Origin of the sequence: Streptomyces sp. NBC_00690, from assembly GCF_036226685.1 — a bacterium.
GTDB lineage: Bacteria > Actinomycetota > Actinomycetes > Streptomycetales > Streptomycetaceae > Streptomyces.
The window spans coordinates 4,816,584-4,834,450 of the sequence record NZ_CP109009.1 but is presented as its reverse complement, the minus strand read 5'-3'; the positions used below and the strand labels follow the sequence as shown (position 1 = coordinate 4,834,450).

Annotated in this window: 17 protein-coding genes; 7 read left to right on the top strand and 10 right to left on the bottom strand. The window is 67.5% G+C overall.

Features of this window, described 5'->3' with window-relative positions; all coding sequences use genetic code 11:
• Nucleotides 1-42 precede the first annotated feature (42 nt).
• The 3 genes from OID54_RS21175 to OID54_RS21165 all read left to right on the top strand — a co-directional run bounded on the left by OID54_RS21175 (nt 43) and on the right by OID54_RS21165 (nt 2,024).
• Entirely contained in the window at nt 43-510 is a 468-nt protein-coding gene (locus tag OID54_RS21175; RefSeq protein WP_329021660.1) for a phage holin family protein, read from the top strand.
• A gap of 164 nt (nt 511-674) precedes the next feature.
• Entirely contained in the window at nt 675-1,604 is a 930-nt protein-coding gene (locus OID54_RS21170; RefSeq protein WP_329021659.1) for an alpha/beta fold hydrolase, read from the top strand.
• Between the two features lie 231 nt (nt 1,605-1,835).
• On the top strand, nt 1,836-2,024 hold the full coding sequence (locus tag OID54_RS21165; protein WP_329021658.1) for a hypothetical protein: 189 nt from the start codon (nt 1,836-1,838) through the stop codon (nt 2,022-2,024).
• A 479-nt stretch (nt 2,025-2,503) separates the two neighbouring features.
• Here OID54_RS21165 and OID54_RS21160 read toward each other — a convergent pair whose 3' ends face one another.
• The 3 genes from OID54_RS21160 to nth form a co-directional block, all read right to left on the bottom strand.
• On the bottom strand, nt 2,504-3,706 hold the full coding sequence (locus OID54_RS21160) for a MarP family serine protease (RefSeq protein WP_329027676.1): 1,203 nt from the start codon (nt 3,704-3,706) through the stop codon (nt 2,504-2,506).
• Between the two features lie 91 nt (nt 3,707-3,797).
• The gene (locus OID54_RS21155) at nt 3,798-4,514 is read right to left on the bottom strand and encodes an NUDIX hydrolase (protein WP_329021657.1); all 717 of its coding nucleotides are present in this window, start codon (nt 4,512-4,514) and stop codon (nt 3,798-3,800) included.
• A 547-nt stretch (nt 4,515-5,061) separates the two neighbouring features.
• Nucleotides 5,062-5,922, bottom strand: coding sequence for an endonuclease III (gene nth / locus OID54_RS21150; protein ID WP_329021656.1), 861 nt, complete (start codon nt 5,920-5,922; stop codon nt 5,062-5,064).
• Nucleotides 5,923-6,212: 290 nt separating this feature from the next.
• Here nth and OID54_RS21145 point away from each other — a divergent pair, with 290 nt between their 5' ends.
• Nucleotides 6,213-6,887 (top strand): Crp/Fnr family transcriptional regulator, encoded by a 675-nt coding sequence (locus tag OID54_RS21145; RefSeq protein WP_250921514.1) that lies wholly within the window; start codon nt 6,213-6,215, stop codon nt 6,885-6,887.
• Nucleotides 6,888-6,994: 107 nt separating this feature from the next.
• On the opposite strand, the gene OID54_RS21140 is transcribed toward OID54_RS21145, so the two are convergent.
• From OID54_RS21140 to OID54_RS21120, 5 genes are all read right to left on the bottom strand, one after another.
• Nucleotides 6,995-7,882, bottom strand: a complete 888-nt coding sequence (locus tag OID54_RS21140; protein WP_329021655.1) for a prohibitin family protein — start codon at nt 7,880-7,882, stop codon at nt 6,995-6,997.
• 193 nt (nt 7,883-8,075) lie between these two features.
• Nucleotides 8,076-8,906, bottom strand: coding sequence for an MBL fold metallo-hydrolase (locus OID54_RS21135; protein WP_329021653.1), 831 nt, complete (start codon nt 8,904-8,906; stop codon nt 8,076-8,078).
• The gene (locus OID54_RS21130; RefSeq protein ID WP_329021652.1) at nt 8,903-9,766 is read right to left on the bottom strand and encodes an NUDIX hydrolase; all 864 of its coding nucleotides are present in this window, start codon (nt 9,764-9,766) and stop codon (nt 8,903-8,905) included. The genes OID54_RS21135 and OID54_RS21130 overlap by 4 nt, the downstream gene beginning before the upstream one ends.
• Before the next feature lie 426 nt (nt 9,767-10,192).
• Nucleotides 10,193-10,663, bottom strand: a complete 471-nt coding sequence (locus OID54_RS21125) for a RidA family protein (protein WP_329021651.1) — start codon at nt 10,661-10,663, stop codon at nt 10,193-10,195.
• A complete protein-coding gene (locus OID54_RS21120; RefSeq protein ID WP_329021650.1) occupies nt 10,660-10,818 on the bottom strand; it encodes a hypothetical protein in 159 nt (52 codons plus the stop codon). Before OID54_RS21120 ends, OID54_RS21125 begins: the two co-directional genes overlap by 4 nt.
• A gap of 218 nt (nt 10,819-11,036) precedes the next feature.
• Here OID54_RS21120 and OID54_RS21115 point away from each other — a divergent pair, with 218 nt between their 5' ends.
• Both OID54_RS21115 and OID54_RS21110 read left to right on the top strand, forming a co-directional pair.
• The gene (locus OID54_RS21115; RefSeq protein ID WP_329021649.1) at nt 11,037-11,999 is read left to right on the top strand and encodes an ArsA family ATPase; all 963 of its coding nucleotides are present in this window, start codon (nt 11,037-11,039) and stop codon (nt 11,997-11,999) included.
• Nucleotides 11,996-13,390, top strand: a complete 1,395-nt coding sequence (locus OID54_RS21110; protein ID WP_329021648.1) for an ArsA family ATPase — start codon at nt 11,996-11,998, stop codon at nt 13,388-13,390. Before OID54_RS21115 ends, OID54_RS21110 begins: the two co-directional genes overlap by 4 nt.
• A 489-nt stretch (nt 13,391-13,879) precedes the next feature.
• Here OID54_RS21110 and OID54_RS21105 read toward each other — a convergent pair whose 3' ends face one another.
• Nucleotides 13,880-14,224: a WhiB family transcriptional regulator gene (locus tag OID54_RS21105; protein ID WP_177149633.1), complete on the bottom strand. Its 345-nt coding sequence runs from the start codon at nt 14,222-14,224 to the stop codon at nt 13,880-13,882.
• A 450-nt stretch (nt 14,225-14,674) separates the two neighbouring features.
• On the opposite strand from OID54_RS21105, the gene OID54_RS21100 reads away from it, so the two are divergent.
• A complete protein-coding gene (locus OID54_RS21100) occupies nt 14,675-16,969 on the top strand; it encodes a transglycosylase domain-containing protein (RefSeq protein WP_329021647.1) in 2,295 nt (764 codons plus the stop codon).
• Between the two features lie 277 nt (nt 16,970-17,246).
• Here the strand turns inward: OID54_RS21100 and OID54_RS21095 are convergent, their stop codons facing one another.
• A complete protein-coding gene (locus OID54_RS21095; RefSeq protein WP_329021646.1) occupies nt 17,247-17,711 on the bottom strand; it encodes a GatB/YqeY domain-containing protein in 465 nt (154 codons plus the stop codon).
• Nucleotides 17,712-17,867: the final 156 nt, after the last annotated feature.

The window sequence follows — 17,867 nt, the reverse complement described above, 5'->3', positions numbered from 1 at the left end:
GCGCCCGGACACCGCAGCAGAGCCAGGAAAGAGGGAGTAGCGATGAGCGACCCCGGCACCAGTGCAGAGCGGAGCCTCGGGCAGTTGGTCGCGTCGGCGACCGCCGAGATGTCGGCACTTGTGCACGATGAGATCGCCCTGGCGAAGGCGGAGCTCCGACAGGACGTCAAGCGCGGCGTCACGGGCGGAGCAGCCTTGATCGTCGCAGGGGTGTTCGTGCTCTTCTCGCTACCCGTGCTCAGCTTTGCCGCGGCGTACGGAATCCACAATCTGGGGCTCGGTCTCGCCTGGTCGTTCCTGATCGTTGGTGTGGCGTTCCTGCTGCTGGCCGGCGGACTGGCGCTGTTGGCGGTCGCCAAGTTCAAGAAGGTCAAGCCGCCGGAGAAGTCGATCGCCTCCGCCAAGGAGACCGCAGCGGTGCTCCAGGGCGTGAAGCCGCACCCGCGTGCGCCGCAGGAGGTCGTCCTGGTGAAGGTGTCGGGCGCGGAAGTCGGTGCGACGGCCCGCTGACCGGCGCTCCCGCATCACGCGTTCGCCGCTGAGGCCCCTTGGGCCACTCGGATCAGATGTGTGGACTGTCGGGTCCTCCTCCCGTTCACCAGGGCTCGCCCCGGCGCTCCCGGGCGGACAGGCATGGCAAACACGACATGCTTGGGTATGGCACGCTCGTCTGCATGACCGCCCCTGACACCGGTAGTGGAAGTCCCGTTCGCATCGACGGTCCCTGGACCCATCGCGACGTGGCGGCCAACGGCGCGCGTTTCCACATCGCCGAAATGGGCGACGGGCCGCTGGTTCTGCTCCTCCATGGCTTTCCGCAGTTCTGGTGGACCTGGCGGCACCAGTTGACCGCGCTCGCCGACGCCGGCTACCGGGCAGTGGCCATGGACCTGCGGGGTGTGGGAGGAAGCGACCGTACGCCCAGGGGGTATGACCCGGCGAACCTCGCCCTCGACATCACGGGGGTGGTGCGCTCGCTGGGCGAGCCGGACGCGGCGCTGGTGGGGCACGATCTCGGTGGCTATCTGGCGTGGACGGCGGCGGTGATGCGGCCGAAGCTGGTGCGCCGGCTCGCGGTCTCCTCCATGCCGCATCCTCGACGTTGGCGGTCGGCGATGCTCTCGGACTTCTCGCAGAGCAGGGCCGGTTCGTACATCTGGGGCTTCCAACGCCCTTGGCTGCCGGAACGTCAACTCGTCGCGGACGATGCGACCCTGGTGGGAGAGCTGATCGAGAGCTGGTCAGGGCCCAAACCGCCCGATGAGCAGACGCTGCACACCTACCGACGGGCGATGAGCATCCCGTCGACGGCGCATTGTTCGATCGAGCCGTACCGCTGGATGGTGCGGTCGATGGCCCGCCCGGACGGCATCCAGTTCAATCGTCGGATGAAGCGGCCGGTTCGGGTGCCCACCCTCCATCTGCACGGTTCTCTGGACCCGGCCATGCGCACGCGAAGCGCCGCCGGGTCGGGGGAGTACGTGGAAGCCCCCTACCGCTGGCGGCTGTTCGACGGGCTCGGGCACTTCCCGCACGAGGAGGATCCGGTGGCCTTCTCGTCGGAGCTGATCAATTGGCTCAAGGATCCCGAACCGGACCGGTAACGGGCGCGGGAGCGGGAGCAGTCGCGGAGCTCTGCCGAGTTGGCGACGGTTGCCGAAGGTGGTCCAACTGACGATTCGTCGCCGGGTCGGTTCTCTGCCGAGGCGCCCCGACCGCAACAGAGAACAGGCGAGGGAACACGCATCCGACGAACAGCCACTTGCCTGGCGCATAGGCCAATTGGCTGCCCTCAGTACGGTTACCGACCTTGGGCCACGGGCACAGGTCCCGGTATGGGTTGGACGTACGACTACGGTGACGCCGCACGCAACCGTCGCTCGGCCAATGGTCCGAGCACCCACAGCAGTGATGGCCCGCAAGGTCAGGGGCCTGAGCACTCTGCACAGGGCATGGGCATTCCACTAATTCTGAGGCGGCGCGCGCGCTGGGTCTCAGCTCGCCTTCGGCATTCGCGCGGCTAGGACCTGCCGGGCGAGATCCAGCCATCTGCGGCGCCCTCGCCGTCGAGCGGACTCGCCTTGTAGTGACCGCCGTCGATCAAGTGCCGGGCGTCTGCCGCTGACGGAGTGGACAAGGCCAGGTGCGCTGCTTCGGGCTGCGCACGGCACTTGCCCCATCCCGGCAGCCGGCTCGTCCCGGCACGCCTTGTCGCGCTTCGCCGCGCTTCGTCACGCCGGGAACTCCACACGCCCCCGTGGGCTCAGCGCGAGGAGGAGGCCACGGCCAGGCAGCTCGGGCGTGCGACTCGGTCGGTCAGCGCTGCACTGCCCGCACACCGTCGGCTCGCACACCACCGATCCGCGCCCGGCCATCGGTCTGTACAACCGCCGACCGCCCCTCGGGGCCTGGCCGTCCGACGTCCAGCAGCAACGCCGCAGCGCTAAGGGGAGAGCCCACCCTCCCCGTGCTCCCGTAGGGCCCTGGAGGCCCGGTCAGAGGGCTACAGCGCGCATCCCTGGCTGTCCACCTGCTGATTGGCCGAGAGCCCCGCGGAGATGTCCTCGGTGATCTCATCGACCGTCAGGGCATAGCCGGTCTTCGGATCGTCCAGTGAACGGGCGAAGATGACTCCGGCCACCTCACCGTCGGGGGTGAGCAGCGGACCGCCCGAGTTGCCCTGCCGAACCATCGTGTAGAGCGAGTAGACATCGCGCCGGACCGTGCCGCGGTGGTAGATGTCGGGCCCGTTGGCGTTGATGCGGCCCCTCACCCGTGCCGAGCGCACGTCGTACGCTCCGTTCTCGGGGAAGCCCGCCACGATCGCGCTGTCCCCGGTCTTGGCGTCGGGATCGGCGAATCGCAACGGCTTGGCCTTGAGGTCGGGGACGTCCAGTACGGCGATGTCCCGCTGCCAGTCGTACAGCACGACCTTTGCGTCGTAGCGACGGCCCTCGCCACCGATCTGGACGGTCGGCTCGTCGACACCCCCCACGACATGGGCGTTGGTCATGACCCGACGCTCGCCGAAGACGAACCCGGTTCCTTCGAGGACCTTGCTACAGCTCTGTGCCGTCCCCACGACCTTGACGATCGACTTCTTGGCACGCTCTGCGACCGGACTGCCCACCAGAGCGGGGTCGGGGGGCTCCACCTCGGTGATCGGCTCGTTGGAGAAGGGGCTGAAGACCTGCGGGAGTCCGTTCTGCGCGAGGACCGTGGTGAAGTCGGTGAAGAGGGTGGACGCCTGGTCGGGCATCACTCGGGAGACTCCCAGCAGCACCTTGGAGCTGCGGACCTCCTTGCCGAGCGTCGGCAGCGCGGTCCCCGCGAGCGCGGATCCGATCAGCCAGGCGACCAGGAGCATCGCGATGACGTTGACGAGCGCGCCACCGGTGGCGTCCAGGGCCCGGGCGGGGGTCCAGGTGATGTATCGGCGGAGCTTGTTGCCGAGGTGCGTGGTGAACGCCTGGCCGATCGAGGCACAGATGATGACGACCACAACGGCGACGACAGCGACGGTCGTGGACACCTCGGAGCCGTCGTCGGTCACCTCTGCCCAGAGCACGGGCAGCAGATAGACCGCGACCAGCCCACCGCCGAGAAAGCCGATCACCGAGAGGATGCCGACGACGAAGCCCTGCCGATAGCCGACGATCGCGAACCATACGGCCGCGACCAGCAGCAGGATGTCCAGCACATTCACCGTCATTTGCCTCGCAGATCCATCGCTTCAACGCCGGACCCCGGTCCGGTCGTCGCCGGTTTCGAGCCGGCAGGTTCGGAGGGTCAGCCTGTCATGGGTGCCAGTCAAGCGGGACCTGGCGTTCGCGGTCCCAAGGCCGTTCCCAGCCTGCGAAGTGCAGCAGTCGGTCGATCACCCCTGCGGTAAAGCCCCAGACCAGGGCCCCTTCCACGGTGAACGCCGGGCCGAGGTGACCGCTCGGATGGAGGGTCGTGACCCGGTTCGCCGGGTCCGTGAGATCTGCCACGGGCACGGTGAAGACGCGTGCCGTCTCTGCGGGATCGACCGCTCCGATCGGGCTGGGTGTGCGCCACCATCCCAGTACGGGCGTCACGACGAATCCGCTCACCGGAATGTAGAGCTTGGGAAGGACACCGAAGACCTGCACCCCCGTGGGGTCGAGCCCGGTCTCCTCCTCGGCTTCTCGAAGGGCGGCCCTGAGGGGTCCGGTGGTCGTCGGGTCGCCGTCCTCGGGATCCAGGGCGCCGCCCGGGAACGAGGGCTGGCCGGCGTGGGCGCGCAGAGTGCCGGACCGCTCCATCAACAGCAGCTCGGGGCCGGTTGCGCCCTCTCCGAAGAGAACCAGGACTGCGGACTGTCGTCCCCTGCCGTTCTTGGGCGGCAGGAATCGGCTCAGCTGCTCGGGCGCGACACCGCCCACGCTCTGTGCGACGGGGTGGAGCCAGGTCGGCAGGCCGTCGGCGGTGACGGCCACCTCGGGCCCACAGACGGTCTGGGGGTCCAGAGGCGTGCGGTCCGTGGGAGACACACGGTCCGCGGCGGTTCGATGTCTGGACGAGCTCGGCGCCCGGCGCGACCGATCATGCCCGGTCGTCTCATGGCCCTCGCGGGGTGCATGCCGCGGATCAGCGGGGTCACCTGCGCACGCCGCGGGACGAAGGGCGGGAGCAGCCTGCGCGGACCCGGCATGCGACCCGGCCCCGTCCGAGCTGTCAGCCGGGCCCCGGGGAGCCCTGCCCGGGGCCCCGGTCACCGCCCGGTCGTCCACATCGGCTGCGCCGGTACCGGCTGCCCTCGCCCGGAGTATCGGGGCGACGCTTTGCCCTGTCGGAAGCGTCCCCGAGCGCTCGCGTCCGGGCGGAGCAGCGACATCACCGGCCCCGGGCGGACGGGACGCAACGACATCGCCGGGAGCTGCCGCCCCGGGCAACACGGCCGTGCTCCCCGCCGCCGTCACCGCGGGACTGAACGGGACGCTGGCGCGAGGCGTCTCGTATGTCGTGTCGTGTGTGTCGTCTCCTGTGCGCATGGGCACCCCCTCGTTCACAACGCCCCACAGCGCAGGGATCGTTCCTTCATCCGGCCTCCCGCAACCCAGGGGCGGGCCGGCCGGGATAGTCCGCCGGAGGGTTGAGCCGCTGGCCCGGCTGCCCGCCCAACTCGTACTTCAGCAGCTTCTTCGCCTTCTCCGGGTCCATCTCGCCCTCGCCGTAGGAAGGGCAGAGATGCGTGATCGGGCAGGCGCCGCACGCCGGCTTGCGCGCGTGGCAGACCCGACGGCCGTGGAAGATGACTCGGTGCGAGAGCATCGTCCACTCAGACTTGGGGAAGATCGCGGCAATGTCCGCCTCGACCTTGACCGGGTCTTCGTGTTCGGTCCACTTCCACCGCCGCACCAAACGGCCGAAATGCGTGTCAACCGTGATGCCGGGCACCCCGAACGCATTGCCGAGAACCACGAACGCGGTCTTCCGTCCGACCCCGGGCAGGGTCACCAGATCCTCCAGCCGGCCGGGGACCTCGCCGCCGAAGTCATCCCGCAGCGCCGCGGAGAGGCCGAGTAGCGACCGAGCCTTGGCACGGAAGAATCCGGTGGGCCGAATGATCGCCTCCAGATCCTCTGGTGCCGCCTCGGCCATGTCGTCGGCGGTGGGGTACTTCGCGAACAGCGCGGGCGTGGTCTGGTTCACCCTGAGGTCGGTCGTCTGAGCGGAGAGGACCGTCGCGACGAGGAGTTCGAAGGGGTCGCGGAAGTCGAGCTCCGGATGGGCGTACGGATAGACCTCGGCCAGCTCGCGATTGATCCGGCGGGCGCGACGGACCATCGCCAACCGCGACTCAGGCTTCCGGGCCCCCGACCTTTTCGCGCTCTTTGCGGCTTTCGGAGCACCGGACGGCGCATGTTCGCCCACAGCGGAATCTTGCTTTTCGGCCACTCTTCCAGCCCCCTCGGCCTGCGCTCTCACCGGCAAATTGGACACTCGGCCACCCTACGGTCCACCACTGACATCCGCCCCGGTCACAGGTAATCAGGACCCAATCGGGCCCCTGCCGCACGAACAGACGCTCCAGTGCGTCAGACTTGTTGTGATTGATCGCACGAATATTTACTTGCCAGGGGTCTGCCGCAGCCACGCTGTCCCACGCGGTGTCCCCCGGACGGGCACCGTACGGTCCGGCATCATGGGGGCCACGGTCCCTGAGCAGGTCGACAAGGAGAGAACTCGTGGACGACGTTCTGCGGCGCGCCCCGCTCTTCGCGGCGCTCGATGACGAGCAGGCCGCGGAGCTCCGCGGCTCGATGAGTGAGGTGACGCTCGCCCGCGGCGACGCACTCTTCCACGAAGGCGACCCCGGTGACCGCCTTTACGTGGTCACCGAGGGCAAGGTGAAGCTCCATCGCACTTCCCCCGACGGGCGCGAGAACATGCTCGCCGTCCTCGGCCCGGGCGAGCTGATCGGCGAGCTTTCGCTGTTCGACCCCGGACCGCGCACCGCGACCGCGACGGCACTGACCGAGGTCAAGCTCCTCGGTCTGGGCCACGGCGACCTCCAGCCCTGGCTGAACGTACGACCCGAGGTGGCCACAGCGCTGCTGCGCGCCGTCGCCCGGCGACTGCGCAAGACCAACGACCAGATGTCGGACCTGGTCTTCTCCGATGTTCCTGGCCGCGTCGCCCGGGCGCTCCTCGATCTGTCGCGTCGCTTCGGCGTGCAGTCGGAGGAGGGGATCCACGTGGTCCACGACCTCACCCAGGAGGAGCTGGCCCAGTTGGTGGGCGCCTCCCGAGAGACCGTGAACAAGGCACTCGCGGACTTTGCGCAGCGTGGCTGGCTGCGGCTTGAGGCACGAGCCGTGATCCTGCTGGACGTGGAACGGCTCGCCAAGCGTTCTCGCTGATCAGGTAGGTGCGGACGCTGTCCGGCACCGCCTCGCGCCAACAGGAAGGGCCGCCCCGGGATTGCTCCCGGGGCGGCCCTTGCCGTATGGCTCGCGCTATCTGGCCGTCACTGCTTCTTGGTGCCGTCCACGATCAGGGGGTTGGCGCCACTGCCCCCACAGGGCACCGCGTACACCGGGTTCTTGGCTGCCGCCTCCTTGAAGGCGTCGATGCACTGGTTGATGAGGATCTTGTCGGTGAGCGAGTTGCTCAGGATCTTGTTCGCCCGGGCGATGCCCTCGGCCTCGATCCTGCGGCGCTCGGCCTCCGCCGTGGCCGTACGAGCCGCCTCGGTCGCCCGCTCGGTCGCCTGCTGCTGTTGGATCTTGCGGTCGATCTGACCCTGCAGTTGGTCGGACGGTTTCACATTGCGGAGGTTGACCGTGGTGACGGCGATGCCCCGGGGGGCCAGTCGCTCCCGAATCAGATCACCGATCTCACCGTTGATCTTCTCCCGAGCGGAGCTGTAGCCCTGTTCGCTGGTGTGGCGAGCGAAGACATTGCGGATGATCTCTCGGCTGTCGGGAAAGACCAACCGCTGCTGGATGGCGCCCTCACTGCCAGCGAGCCGGTAGAGCTCAACCGCCTTGGCCGGGGTCACCGCCCACTTGACCGTGACCTCCACGTACATCACACCGCCCTGGTTGGAGCGGACTTCGACGACGTCCTTGTCCGAGAGGCTGAGGTCCACGGGACGGGTGGAGAAGGTGGTGATATCGGTGAACGGTGACGTGATGTTCAAGCCCGAGGTCAGTGGCTTCCCCACCTTGCCGAAAGTGACCGGAACGCCGACCTCATAGGCACTGATGATGTGCACGCAGCTGGCCACGCCCGCGAACAGCCCGGCTATCAGCGCGCCCAGAGCGCCTAGCTTGAGCCCCCGTTGGTCGTTGCTCCGGCCGACGAAGAACAGTACGGCCGCAGCAATGAGCAGCAGTACGAAGAGAACGAACACTCCGGGTCCCCCCAAGGTCAAATGCGAGATATAAGCGGAGCGTAAAACACAGCCCATGGCTTCAGACGCTCGGGGGGCCAGGACAGTTCGGCCGTGGGCAGAGCGAATCTCCCGCCCTCGCACGGATCACTGCGCCGGGCGGTGCACAAGGCTCGCACCCGACCGTACGGACCTCGCACCCGGCCAGTACGGGCTAGATCAGCCCGTGCTCCCGCAGATACTCCAACTGCGCCAGGACGGACAGCTCCGCCGCAGGCCAGAGCGTTCTGTCCACGTCCGCGTAGACCCGCGCGACCACGTCCGACGACTCACGGTGGCCTTGCTCGACCGCAGTCTCCACCTGAGCCAGCCGATGGGCCCGATGGGCCAGGTAGTACTCGATGGCGCCCTGGGCGTCCTCCAGTACGGGCCCATGGCCCGGAAGCACCGTACTGACGCCGTCGTCGACGGTCAGCGAACGCAGTCGGCGCAACGAGTCCAGATAGTCGCCGAGCCGGCCGTCCGGGTGGGCGACGACCGTGGTGCCCCTGCCCAGCACAGTGTCCCCGGTCAGGACCGCGCCGTCGGCCGGTAGATGGAAACAGAGCGAGTCCGAGGTGTGGCCGGGCGTGGGAACGACCCTCAACTCCAGGCCACCGGTCCGGATCACATCGCCGGCGGCCAGACCTTCGTCGCCGAGTCTGAGTGCGGGGTCCAGGGCGCGGACGGGTGTCCGGGTCAGCTCGGCGAAGCGCCCCGCGCCCTCGGCGTGATCGGGGTGTCCATGGGTGAGCAGCGTCAGCGCGACCCGCTTGCCCGCCCGTTCGGCGGTGGCCATGACATTGCGCAGATGAACGTCATCGAGCGGTCCCGGGTCGATGACGACGGCCACATCGGCATCCGGTTCGAAGACGATCCAGGTGTTGGTGCCGTCGAGGGTCATGGCGGAGGGGTTGGGCGCCAGGACATTGATCGTACGAGCCGTGGCGGGCCCGGAAAGGGCGCCGCCGCGAGGTTGCCCGGGCAGGGCCGCGGCATCCGTCATCGCGGGCCCCCTATGGGGATGTTCTTGGTGAACTCCTCATGTCCCGGCCAGCTGAGGAGCAGTTCCCCGCCAACCATCCGGGCGGTCGCCAGTACGGGGGTGAGGTCCTGGTGTCGCGCTGCTGTGAGGGCGTCCGCTGCCGTGGCATGGGGAGCCAGCGCCCTCAGTGTGGCGATGGTGGGCGGCATCATCAGCAGTTCTCCACGGTCGTACTGGTCGGCCGCATCGGCCGGCCGGATCCACACCGTGCGGTCGGCCTCGGTGGACGCGTTCCGGGTGCGCTGGCCCGCCGGGAGCGCGGCGACGAAGAACCAGGTGTCGTAGCGGCGTGGTTCGAACTCGGGTGTGATCCACCGGGCCCAGCCACCGAGCAGGTCCGACCGCACCACCAATCCGCGGCGGTCCAGGAAGTCGGCGAAGGAGAGTTCACGAAGGACCAGGGCCTGCCGATCCGCTTCCCAGGTGTCGTCCGTCGTATCGCTGACCACCGTGTCCTCCGTGGTGCCTGCGAGAAGGACGCCCGCTTCCTCGAAGGTCTCCCGGACCGCTGCGCACACGATGGCCTGTGCCGATGCCTCGTCCACGCCGAGACAGGCGGCCCACTCGGCCAGGGAGGGGCCTGCCCAACCGATCGGACGGGAGTCCCGGTCGTCCACTCCGCCACCCGGGTAGGCGTAAGCGCCGCCGGCGAAGGCCATGGAGGCGCGCCGGCGAAGCATATGGACCATAGGACCGTCCACCGTGTCGCGCAGCAGCATCACGGTTGCTGCCCGGCGGGGCGCCGCAGGGGCGAGGTCGCCGCTGGCGAGGGCGCGAATCCGGTCCGGCCATTCCGGTGGGTACCACTGACCATTGGACATGGCCGGATGGTATGCGCTGACGCGTGGATGTTCGAGGGGTCACCCGGTCGCCCACAGGAGCACCGGGAGGTCTCAGCCGTCCCTTGCCTCAACCGGGGCCTACTGCCACCAGCACTGTGTACGGGACGGCACAACGGCCCTGCGTACGGGTCGGAGCAGGCGGCGGGGGCGAGGTTTCACGTGGAACATCGGCCCTGGGCCGCAGTGAGCGGTCCGGCCGGTGACCCGACCGGACCTCCCACACTCAGAACCTCATGCAACGGCGCCCTCAGGCCATCGGACGAGGCGTCCATCGAGGCCGAGGTGACCGGCCCACCGAGCCTAAAACCGGCTCTGGCTGCGGATCACACACCAGGCGGATCACACATCAGTGCGGCCTCAGCACAGCGCCACACTGTTCGAACTCCGCAGTCCGCCCTGAGGGCCTCACACCTGGGTGAGCTCCACCAGGATCTCGACCTCGACCGGTGCATCCAACGGCAGCACAGCAACGCCCACTGCACTGCGTGCGTGCACACCCTTGTCCCCGAGGACCTCGCCGAGGAGTTCGCTGGCGCCGTTGAGCACCGCAGGCTGACCGATGAAGTCAGCTGCCGACGCGACAAAGCCAGTGACCTTGACGACCCGCGCGATGCGATCCAGATCGCCGGTGACCGACTTCACCGCGGCCAGTGCGTTCAGCGCGCACGTGCGAGCCAGTTCCTTGGCCTCGTCAGGAGTGACCTCGGCCCCCACCTTGCCGGTGACGGGAAGCTTTCCCTCGACCATCGGGAGCTGGCCCGCGGTATAGACGTACGAGCCCGAGATCACGGCCGGCTGGTAGGTGGCCAACGGTGGCACCACCTCCGGCAGGGTCAGGCCCAGCTCCGCCAGCCTGGCTTCTACGGCGCCGCTCACGACGACTTCGCCCGCTTCAGATAGGCCACGAGCTGCTCGGGGTTCGGCCCGGGCACGACCTGGACGAGCTCCCAGCCGTCGTCGCCCCAGGTGTCCAGAATCTGCTTGGTCGCGTGCACGAGAAGAGGCACGGTGACGTATTCCCACTTGGTCATGGAGGCGACTGTAGCCGCAGAGCACAGTCTCTCCGCACCCGAGGAGCCCGCAGGGCTTCGATCTGCGGGACGGGATCAACGGCTGCGGTCCCGCATCGGGCGGAGCGCCCCAGGAGCCGAGGAACGCCCGCCCGAAGCACGGCCGGCAATGCCCACGTGACGCAGCCCGCACACCACCTCGTGCGTAGGTCGTGGTTCAACTGGTTAGGCTCGAATGCGTGAGCAGGTTCCAGGTGGTCAGTGGCAAGGGTGGCACCGGTAAGACCACGGTGGCCGCCGCCCTCGCGCTCGCCCTCGCAACCGAGGGAAAGCGAACTCTTCTCGTCGAGGTCGAGGGGAGGCAAGGCATCGCCCAACTGTTCGAGACGGAGGCGCTCCCCTATGAGGAGCGAAAGATCGCCGTCGCCTCCGGTGGCGGTGAGGTCTTCGCCCTGGCCATCGACGCGGAACGAGCGCTGCTCGACTACCTCCAGATGTTCTACAAGCTTGGCAGCGCAGGCCGGGCGCTCAAGAAGCTCGGCGCCATCGACTTCGCCACCACGATCGCGCCCGGAGTCCGAGACGTACTGCTCACCGGCAAGGCGTGCGAAGCCGTTCGCCGGCGGACCAAACAAGGCGCCTACGCCTACGACCACGTCATCATGGACGCGCCACCCACCGGCCGGATCACCCGGTTCCTCAATGTGAACGACGAGGTGGCGGGGCTGGCGAAATTCGGTCCCATATACAACCAGGCCCAGGCGGTGATGCGGGTCCTCAAGTCCCCCCAGACCGCGGTCCATCTGGTGACTCTCCTGGAGGAGATGCCGGTCCAGGAGACTGCGGACGGGGTGGCGGAGCTGCGCGCGGCCGATCTACCGGTCGGCAGTGTGATCGTGAACATGGTCCGTCCGCACCTCCTAGACGAGCAGGCGGTCAACAGTGCCGCGGGTGACCGCAGGTCCGAGATCGCCAGAACCCTCGTCGCGGCGGGCGTGAGCGGTGCCGACGAACTTGTCGCTCCGCTGTTGGAGCAGGCGGCCGATCACGCCCAGCGGGTCGGTCTGGAGCGGGACCAGCGTATGGCGCTGAGCCGGCTGGACCTGCCCACCCATGAACTCCCCCTGTTGAGCGAAGGCGTCGATCTCGCAGGGCTCTACCAACTGTCGAAGGAACTGCGGAAGCAAGGGACCGGCACATGACCTTGGACGCGTCGGCAACGCCTCTCGAAGTCGACCCGCTCATCGATGACCCCGCCACCCGCATCATCGTCTGCTGTGGCTCCGGAGGCGTCGGCAAGACGACCACCGCAGCGGCGCTCGGGGTACGGGCAGCTGAGCGCGGCCGTCGTGTCGTAGTGCTGACCATCGACCCGGCTCGACGACTGGCCCAGTCCCTGGGCATCGATTCCCTCGACAACACTCCGCGCCGGGTGAAGGGCATAGAGGGCAACGTCGATGGCTCGTCCGGTGAGCTCCACGCCATGATGCTCGACATGAAGCGGACCTTCGACGAGTTCGTCGAGGCGCACGCGGATGCCGAGCGAGCCCAGGCCATCTTGAACAACCCCTTCTACCAGTCACTCTCGGCCGGCTTCGCCGGTACGCAGGAGTACATGGCGATGGAGAAGCTGGGGCAGTTGCGCGCTCGGGACGAGTGGGACCTGATCATCGTCGACACGCCTCCGTCACGCAGTGCCCTGGACTTCCTCGACGCTCCCAAGCGACTGGGATCATTCCTCGACGGCACCTTCATCAAGCTGCTGGTGACCCCGGCGAAGATGGGTGGCCGGGCGGGGATGAAGTTCCTCAACGTCGGCATGACGATGATGACGGGCACCCTGGGAAAACTGCTGGGCGGTCAGCTGCTGCGGGACGTCCAGACGTTCGTATCGGCGATGGACACCATGTTCGGGGGCTTCCGCACCCGCGCCGATGCCACCTACCGCCTGCTTCAGGCCCCTGGTACGGCGTTCCTGGTCGTGGCCGCTCCGGAGCGGGACGCCCTGCGGGAGGCCGCGTACTTCGTGGAGCGCTTGGCGGAGGAGGAGATGCCGCTGGCCGGGCTGGTGCTGAACCGCGTACACGGAAGCCGAGCCGCCCAGTTCTCCGCCGAACGGGCCCTCGCAGCAGCGGAGATCCTCGCCTCGGGAATTACGTCAGAAAATATTGATGGTGAGGGCATTGTGGATCAGGGGGGCGGGAAGACTGGTGTTCGTGAGGCTTCGGGCGCCTCTCCCGAACCCCCGCCCGAAAGCCACACACCGGCGCACAACCCCGAGCAGGACAACACTCCCGAGCACACCGCGCATACCGCGCAGCCCATGGATGATGCCCACGTGCCCCAGAAGGTCGTATCCACCACAGCGGACCCCACTGCCGAGCAACTGACGGCCGGTCTGCTGCGTCTTCATGCGGAAAGGATGCAGGTACTCGCGCGTGAGCAGCGAACGCGCGACCGTTTCACCGCGCTGCACCCGGAAGTGGCAGTAGCCGAGGTCTCAGCTCTCCCTGGCGATGTCCACGACCTCGCGGGCCTGAGGGCCATCGGTGACCAACTGGCCGCCGCAGGAGACTCGATCGCCGGACAGTGAAGTCCTGGCGACTGCGCTGGATACTTCGGACCTGCGGTCAGCTCCCCCGCGACCGATACGGACCGAAGGGCTAGACAGTCGAAACGGCACCAGTGAGAGAGACCTGCTCGATGCCCATGGCGACCGTGCCCGGGACTGGCATCCGGCAATGATGCAAGGGGTGACCTCGCTAGCCCCTGACAGGGCGTCACCACGCTGGGCGGTTGAGTTGAAGGACCGGGACGCATCGCCCGGAGCCGGATGCTTCGCCGGCACGGCGTAAGAAGAGTGGCAGCATCACACATGGCAGCACGAAGCCGACATATGAGGCCCGCGGCCCGGTACAGAGCCCGGCAAATGAAGGGACTCGGCGAACAGGCTCCCGCAAGCCTGTCCTGCCCGTCCTATCCGTAGTACCTGTGGTGCCTCTGTTGTGTTCCGACACGGGTGGATTCCATGTCGACTGAATCGTGCGAGGTGGTGCACCCGCGGGGGATCTCCCCGCTGTGACTACCCCACAGCTGCGTACGTCTCGTAGGTCTCATCGTCATCGAGACCAACGGGCAGAATGCCCGCACTGCGCTCGTACTCCGTGCGCGCGGTCTCCAAGAGTCTGCGCCACGAGGTGACCGTGGGACGTCGGCGCAGAAGTGCACGCCGCTCCCTTTCGGTCATTCCGCCCCAGACACCGAATTCCACCCGGTTGTCGAGGGCGTCGGCCAGGCATTCGGTCCGCACCGGACATCCGGTGCACACCGCCTTGGCCCTGTTCTGCGCTGCTCCTTGAACGAACAGTTCATCCGGATCGGTAGTGCGGCAGGCTGCCTGCGCACTCCAGTCGGTTACCCAGCCCATCCCGGCGCCGTCCTCTCCCGAATCGAGGCTCCCCCACGGCGGCAGCGGCATATTCACCGCTGCCAGTTGAGGACGTTACGGAAGGCAGGCACAGCGCAACACCCCCTTCGGGCCCAATCTTGAATGGCCCGAACGGACTATGCGCACGGAACAGATCACTCGGGGGGGTGAGCAGAGGACATGCGTGAGGAACCCGGCAAACCGGGGCAGAAGAGCTGAGCCACAGCACGCACCAGAGGGCGCATAAGACGGATTGAATGCGAATTCGGACACGGACCCTGCGATTCCGCTTCGCTCTCCGCTGCCGCCCTTGTGACTAGGCGCTTTGCAACAGGCTCGCTGCGGAATCGGGGAATGCCTTGATACAAAACCGCACTGCTGTGACAGTTGAGAGCAGCTTAGGCCAAGGCCTATACGTATGTCCGGCGAATGAGAACGTAGGCTGCCTTCATGCCAAAAAAGCGCTCGGGCGGTGGTCTGACCGGGACCCAGCAAGCCGCCAAGTTCCTCGGTGTCAGCGTGCTCTCCGGAGCCGTGCTGGCAGGCATCGCCCTGCCGGCCTTCGGGGTACTGGGGCTCGCGGCCAAGGGAACGGTGAAGGGATTCGACGAGATCCCTGCCAACCTCAAGACCCCCCCGCTGAGTCAGCGCACCACCATCCTGGACTCCAAAGGCGGCCTGATCGCCACGGTGTACTCACGCGACCGCACGGTGGTGCCGCTCAAGGACATCTCGCCCCACATGCAGAAGGCGATCGTCGCGATCGAGGACTCGCGCTTCTACGAGCACGGGGCGATCGACCTCAAGGGCGTGCTGCGGGCGCTCAACAAGAACGCAACGAGCGGCGAGGTCGCTCAGGGCGCGTCGACCTTGACGCAGCAGTACGTGAAGAACGTCTTCGTCGAGGAAGCGGGGGACGACGCCGAGAAGTTCGCCGAGGCCACCCAACAGACCCTCGGCCGCAAGATCCAGGAGTTGAAGTACGCGATCCAGCTCGAGGAAGAGCTGGGTAAGAAGACGATCCTCAAGAACTACCTGAACATCACGTACTTCGGCCAGAAGTCCTACGGCGTCGAGGCAGCCTCCCAGCGCTTCTTCTCCAAGAAGGCGAAGGACCTGAATCTGGAACAGGCCGCGCTGCTCGCCGGTCTCGTCCAGTCGCCCAGCCGCTATGACCCGGTCAACGATGCGGAAGAGGCCACCAAGCGCCGCAACATCGTCCTCCAGCGGATGCTGGAGGTGGGTGACATCTCCCCCGAGGAAGCGGCACGGGCCAAGGCCACCCCGATCAAGCTCAACGTGAGCGAGCCGAAGAACGGCTGCATCACCGCGGTCAACGGAGCGGGCTTCTTCTGCGACTACGTGCGGAAGTCCTTCCTGTCCGACCAGGCTTTCGGCAAGACCCGTGACGACCGCCGGAAGGTCTGGGACCGCGGCGGGCTGACGATCAAGACCACTCTCGACCCGCAGGCGCAGAAGTCGACCCAGAAGTCGATCAAGAGGCACGTGTACAAGTCGGACAAGGTCGCCACCGCGGTGACGATCGTCCAGCCCGGTACCGGCAAGGTCCTCGCCATGGGTCAGTCCCGCCCGTACGGATACGGCAAGAACGAGACGGAGATCAACTACTCCGTCGACAAGAAGGCCGGCGGCTCGAACTACGGCTTCCCGGTCGGATCGACCTTCAAGCCGTTCGTGGCGGCGGCGGCCCTGGAGCAGGGCAGGCCCCCGACGCAGGTGTATCCGGCGCCGTACCAGATGCCGTACCCCGACTCGATCCCCATGTGCGACGGCGGGACCTGGCACAACTCGGCAAAGGAAGTCCTGGAGAACGAGAACGAGAAGGAGGTGGGGCCGTACGCGCTGAAGAAGGCGATGGAGATGTCGGTCAACACCTACTTCGTCCAGATGATCGAGGACATAGGGCTCTGCCCGGTCGTCGAGATGACCGACAAGCTGAGGGTGACCCAGGGCGACGGCACCAAACTGCCGGTCGCTCCCTCACCGCTGACGCTGGGCTCGACCGCGATCTCGCCGCTGACGATGGCCAGTGCCTACGCGACGTTCGCCAGTCGGGGGACGTACTGCAGCCCCACCGCCATCGAGTCGATCCGCACGGCGGACGGCCGAAGCCTCAAGGTGCCGCAGAGCACCTGCGAGAAGGTGCTGAACGAGCAGACCGCCGACACGATCAACACCCTGCTGGGCGGTGTGGTCGACTCCGGCACGGGCCAGCAGGCGGGTCTGTCGAGCCGCGACAACGCGGGCAAGACGGGTACGACGGACGAGCGCCGCAACGCGTGGTTCGTCGGCTACACGCCCAACCTGTCCGGGGCCGTCTGGGTGGGTAGCCCCACTCAGCAGGTGAAGATGATGAACATCACCATCGGCGACGTCTATCACTCCAAGGTCTTCGGCGGTCAGGTCCCGGGCCCCATCTGGCGGGACGCGATGAACGGCGCGCTGGAGGGCTGGGACGCACCCACCTTCAACAAGGTGTCGATCCCCGACGGTCCGGATCCGAGTAAGAAGCCGGACGAGGACGGCGAGGACAACGGCGGAGGCGACGGCAACGAAGGCCGGCCCGACGACGGCAAGCCGGGAGACGGCAGGCCGGGAGACAACGGCGGATCCGGCGGCGACGGTCAGCAGCCCTGGCCCGGTATCTCCCTTCCCTCGGACCAGACGGGGGGCGGCGACAACCGCGGCGGGGACAACGGCGGCGGCGACGGCGCAGGAGACTGACAAAAAGTGTTGAAGGGCCGAGGCATGGTGATGCCTCGGCCCTTCAGTACGTCCGATGTGTCTGGTGTCGGCCCTTCGACGGGTCGGGGGCCGGTCACCGGTCCACATCCGGAACTTTGCTGCGCATCACGAGGTTGCGAGGGCTCTCCCGCTGACCGGTCGATGCAGGGGCGGTGGTTGCCCCGCGGGGCAACCAACCACCCGTCCCGAACGAAAATGATCAGGTGCCGAGACCTGCCCACCCACCGCTCGGGCCACTGTTTCGACGACCCCGCGGTCAGCCCGCGAGGAGCCGCTTGACGGTGGCGGCCACCCGACCGCCCTCGGCCCGCCCGGCGACCTGCGGATTCACCTTCTTCATCACGGCACCCATGGCCCTGGGCCCCTCGGCACCGTCCGCCTTGGCCTCGTCCACGGCCCGGGCCACGATCTGCTGGAGCTCGTCATCCGTGAGCTGCTGCGGCAGGTACTCGCCCAACAGCTCACCCTCGGCCCGCTCGCGCTCGGCCTGCTCCGCCCGTCCACCGTTGGCAAAGGCTTCCGCGGCCTCCCTGCGCTTCTTCGCCTCGCGGGCAATCACCTTCTGCACCTCGTCGTCGGAGAGCTCGCGGGCACTCTTGCCCGACACCTCTTCGGTGGTGATGGCAGAGAGGGTCAGCCTCAAGGTGGAAGTGCGCAGTTCGTCGCGGGCCCTGATCGCTGCGATCAGGTCATCGTGGAGCTTGGACTTGAGCGTGGTCATACGGCTCAGTGTGGCAGGTGAGGATGCGGACGTGCCCGGTCATTTCGCGGAGGTCCGGCGTCCGCGCTCGCCTACGACAACGGTCCGGGACTCCCGCCCGAGCGGCACCCGCAAGGGCCGAGTGATCATTAACTCGACCCACCCCGTCACTTCGTA

Excerpts from the sequence above, each read along its gene's own strand:
- OID54_RS21130 (WP_329021652.1), bottom strand. The coding sequence starts at position 9,766 with ATGTCCAATGGTCAGTGGTACCCACCGGAATGGCCGGACCGGATTCGC.
- OID54_RS21100 (WP_329021647.1), top strand. The coding sequence starts at position 14,675 with ATGCCAAAAAAGCGCTCGGGCGGTGGTCTGACCGGGACCCAGCAAGCC.
- OID54_RS21165 (WP_329021658.1), top strand. The coding sequence starts at position 1,836 with ATGGGTTGGACGTACGACTACGGTGACGCCGCACGCAACCGTCGCTCG.
- OID54_RS21105 (WP_177149633.1), bottom strand. The coding sequence starts at position 14,224 with ATGGGCTGGGTAACCGACTGGAGTGCGCAGGCAGCCTGCCGCACTACC.
- OID54_RS21095 (WP_329021646.1), bottom strand. The coding sequence starts at position 17,711 with ATGACCACGCTCAAGTCCAAGCTCCACGATGACCTGATCGCAGCGATC.
- OID54_RS21175 (WP_329021660.1), top strand. The coding sequence starts at position 43 with ATGAGCGACCCCGGCACCAGTGCAGAGCGGAGCCTCGGGCAGTTGGTC.
- OID54_RS21170 (WP_329021659.1), top strand. The coding sequence starts at position 675 with ATGACCGCCCCTGACACCGGTAGTGGAAGTCCCGTTCGCATCGACGGT.
- OID54_RS21135 (WP_329021653.1), bottom strand. The coding sequence starts at position 8,906 with ATGACGGATGCCGCGGCCCTGCCCGGGCAACCTCGCGGCGGCGCCCTT.
- OID54_RS21120 (WP_329021650.1), bottom strand. The coding sequence starts at position 10,818 with ATGACCAAGTGGGAATACGTCACCGTGCCTCTTCTCGTGCACGCGACC.
- OID54_RS21110 (WP_329021648.1), top strand. The coding sequence starts at position 11,996 with ATGACCTTGGACGCGTCGGCAACGCCTCTCGAAGTCGACCCGCTCATC.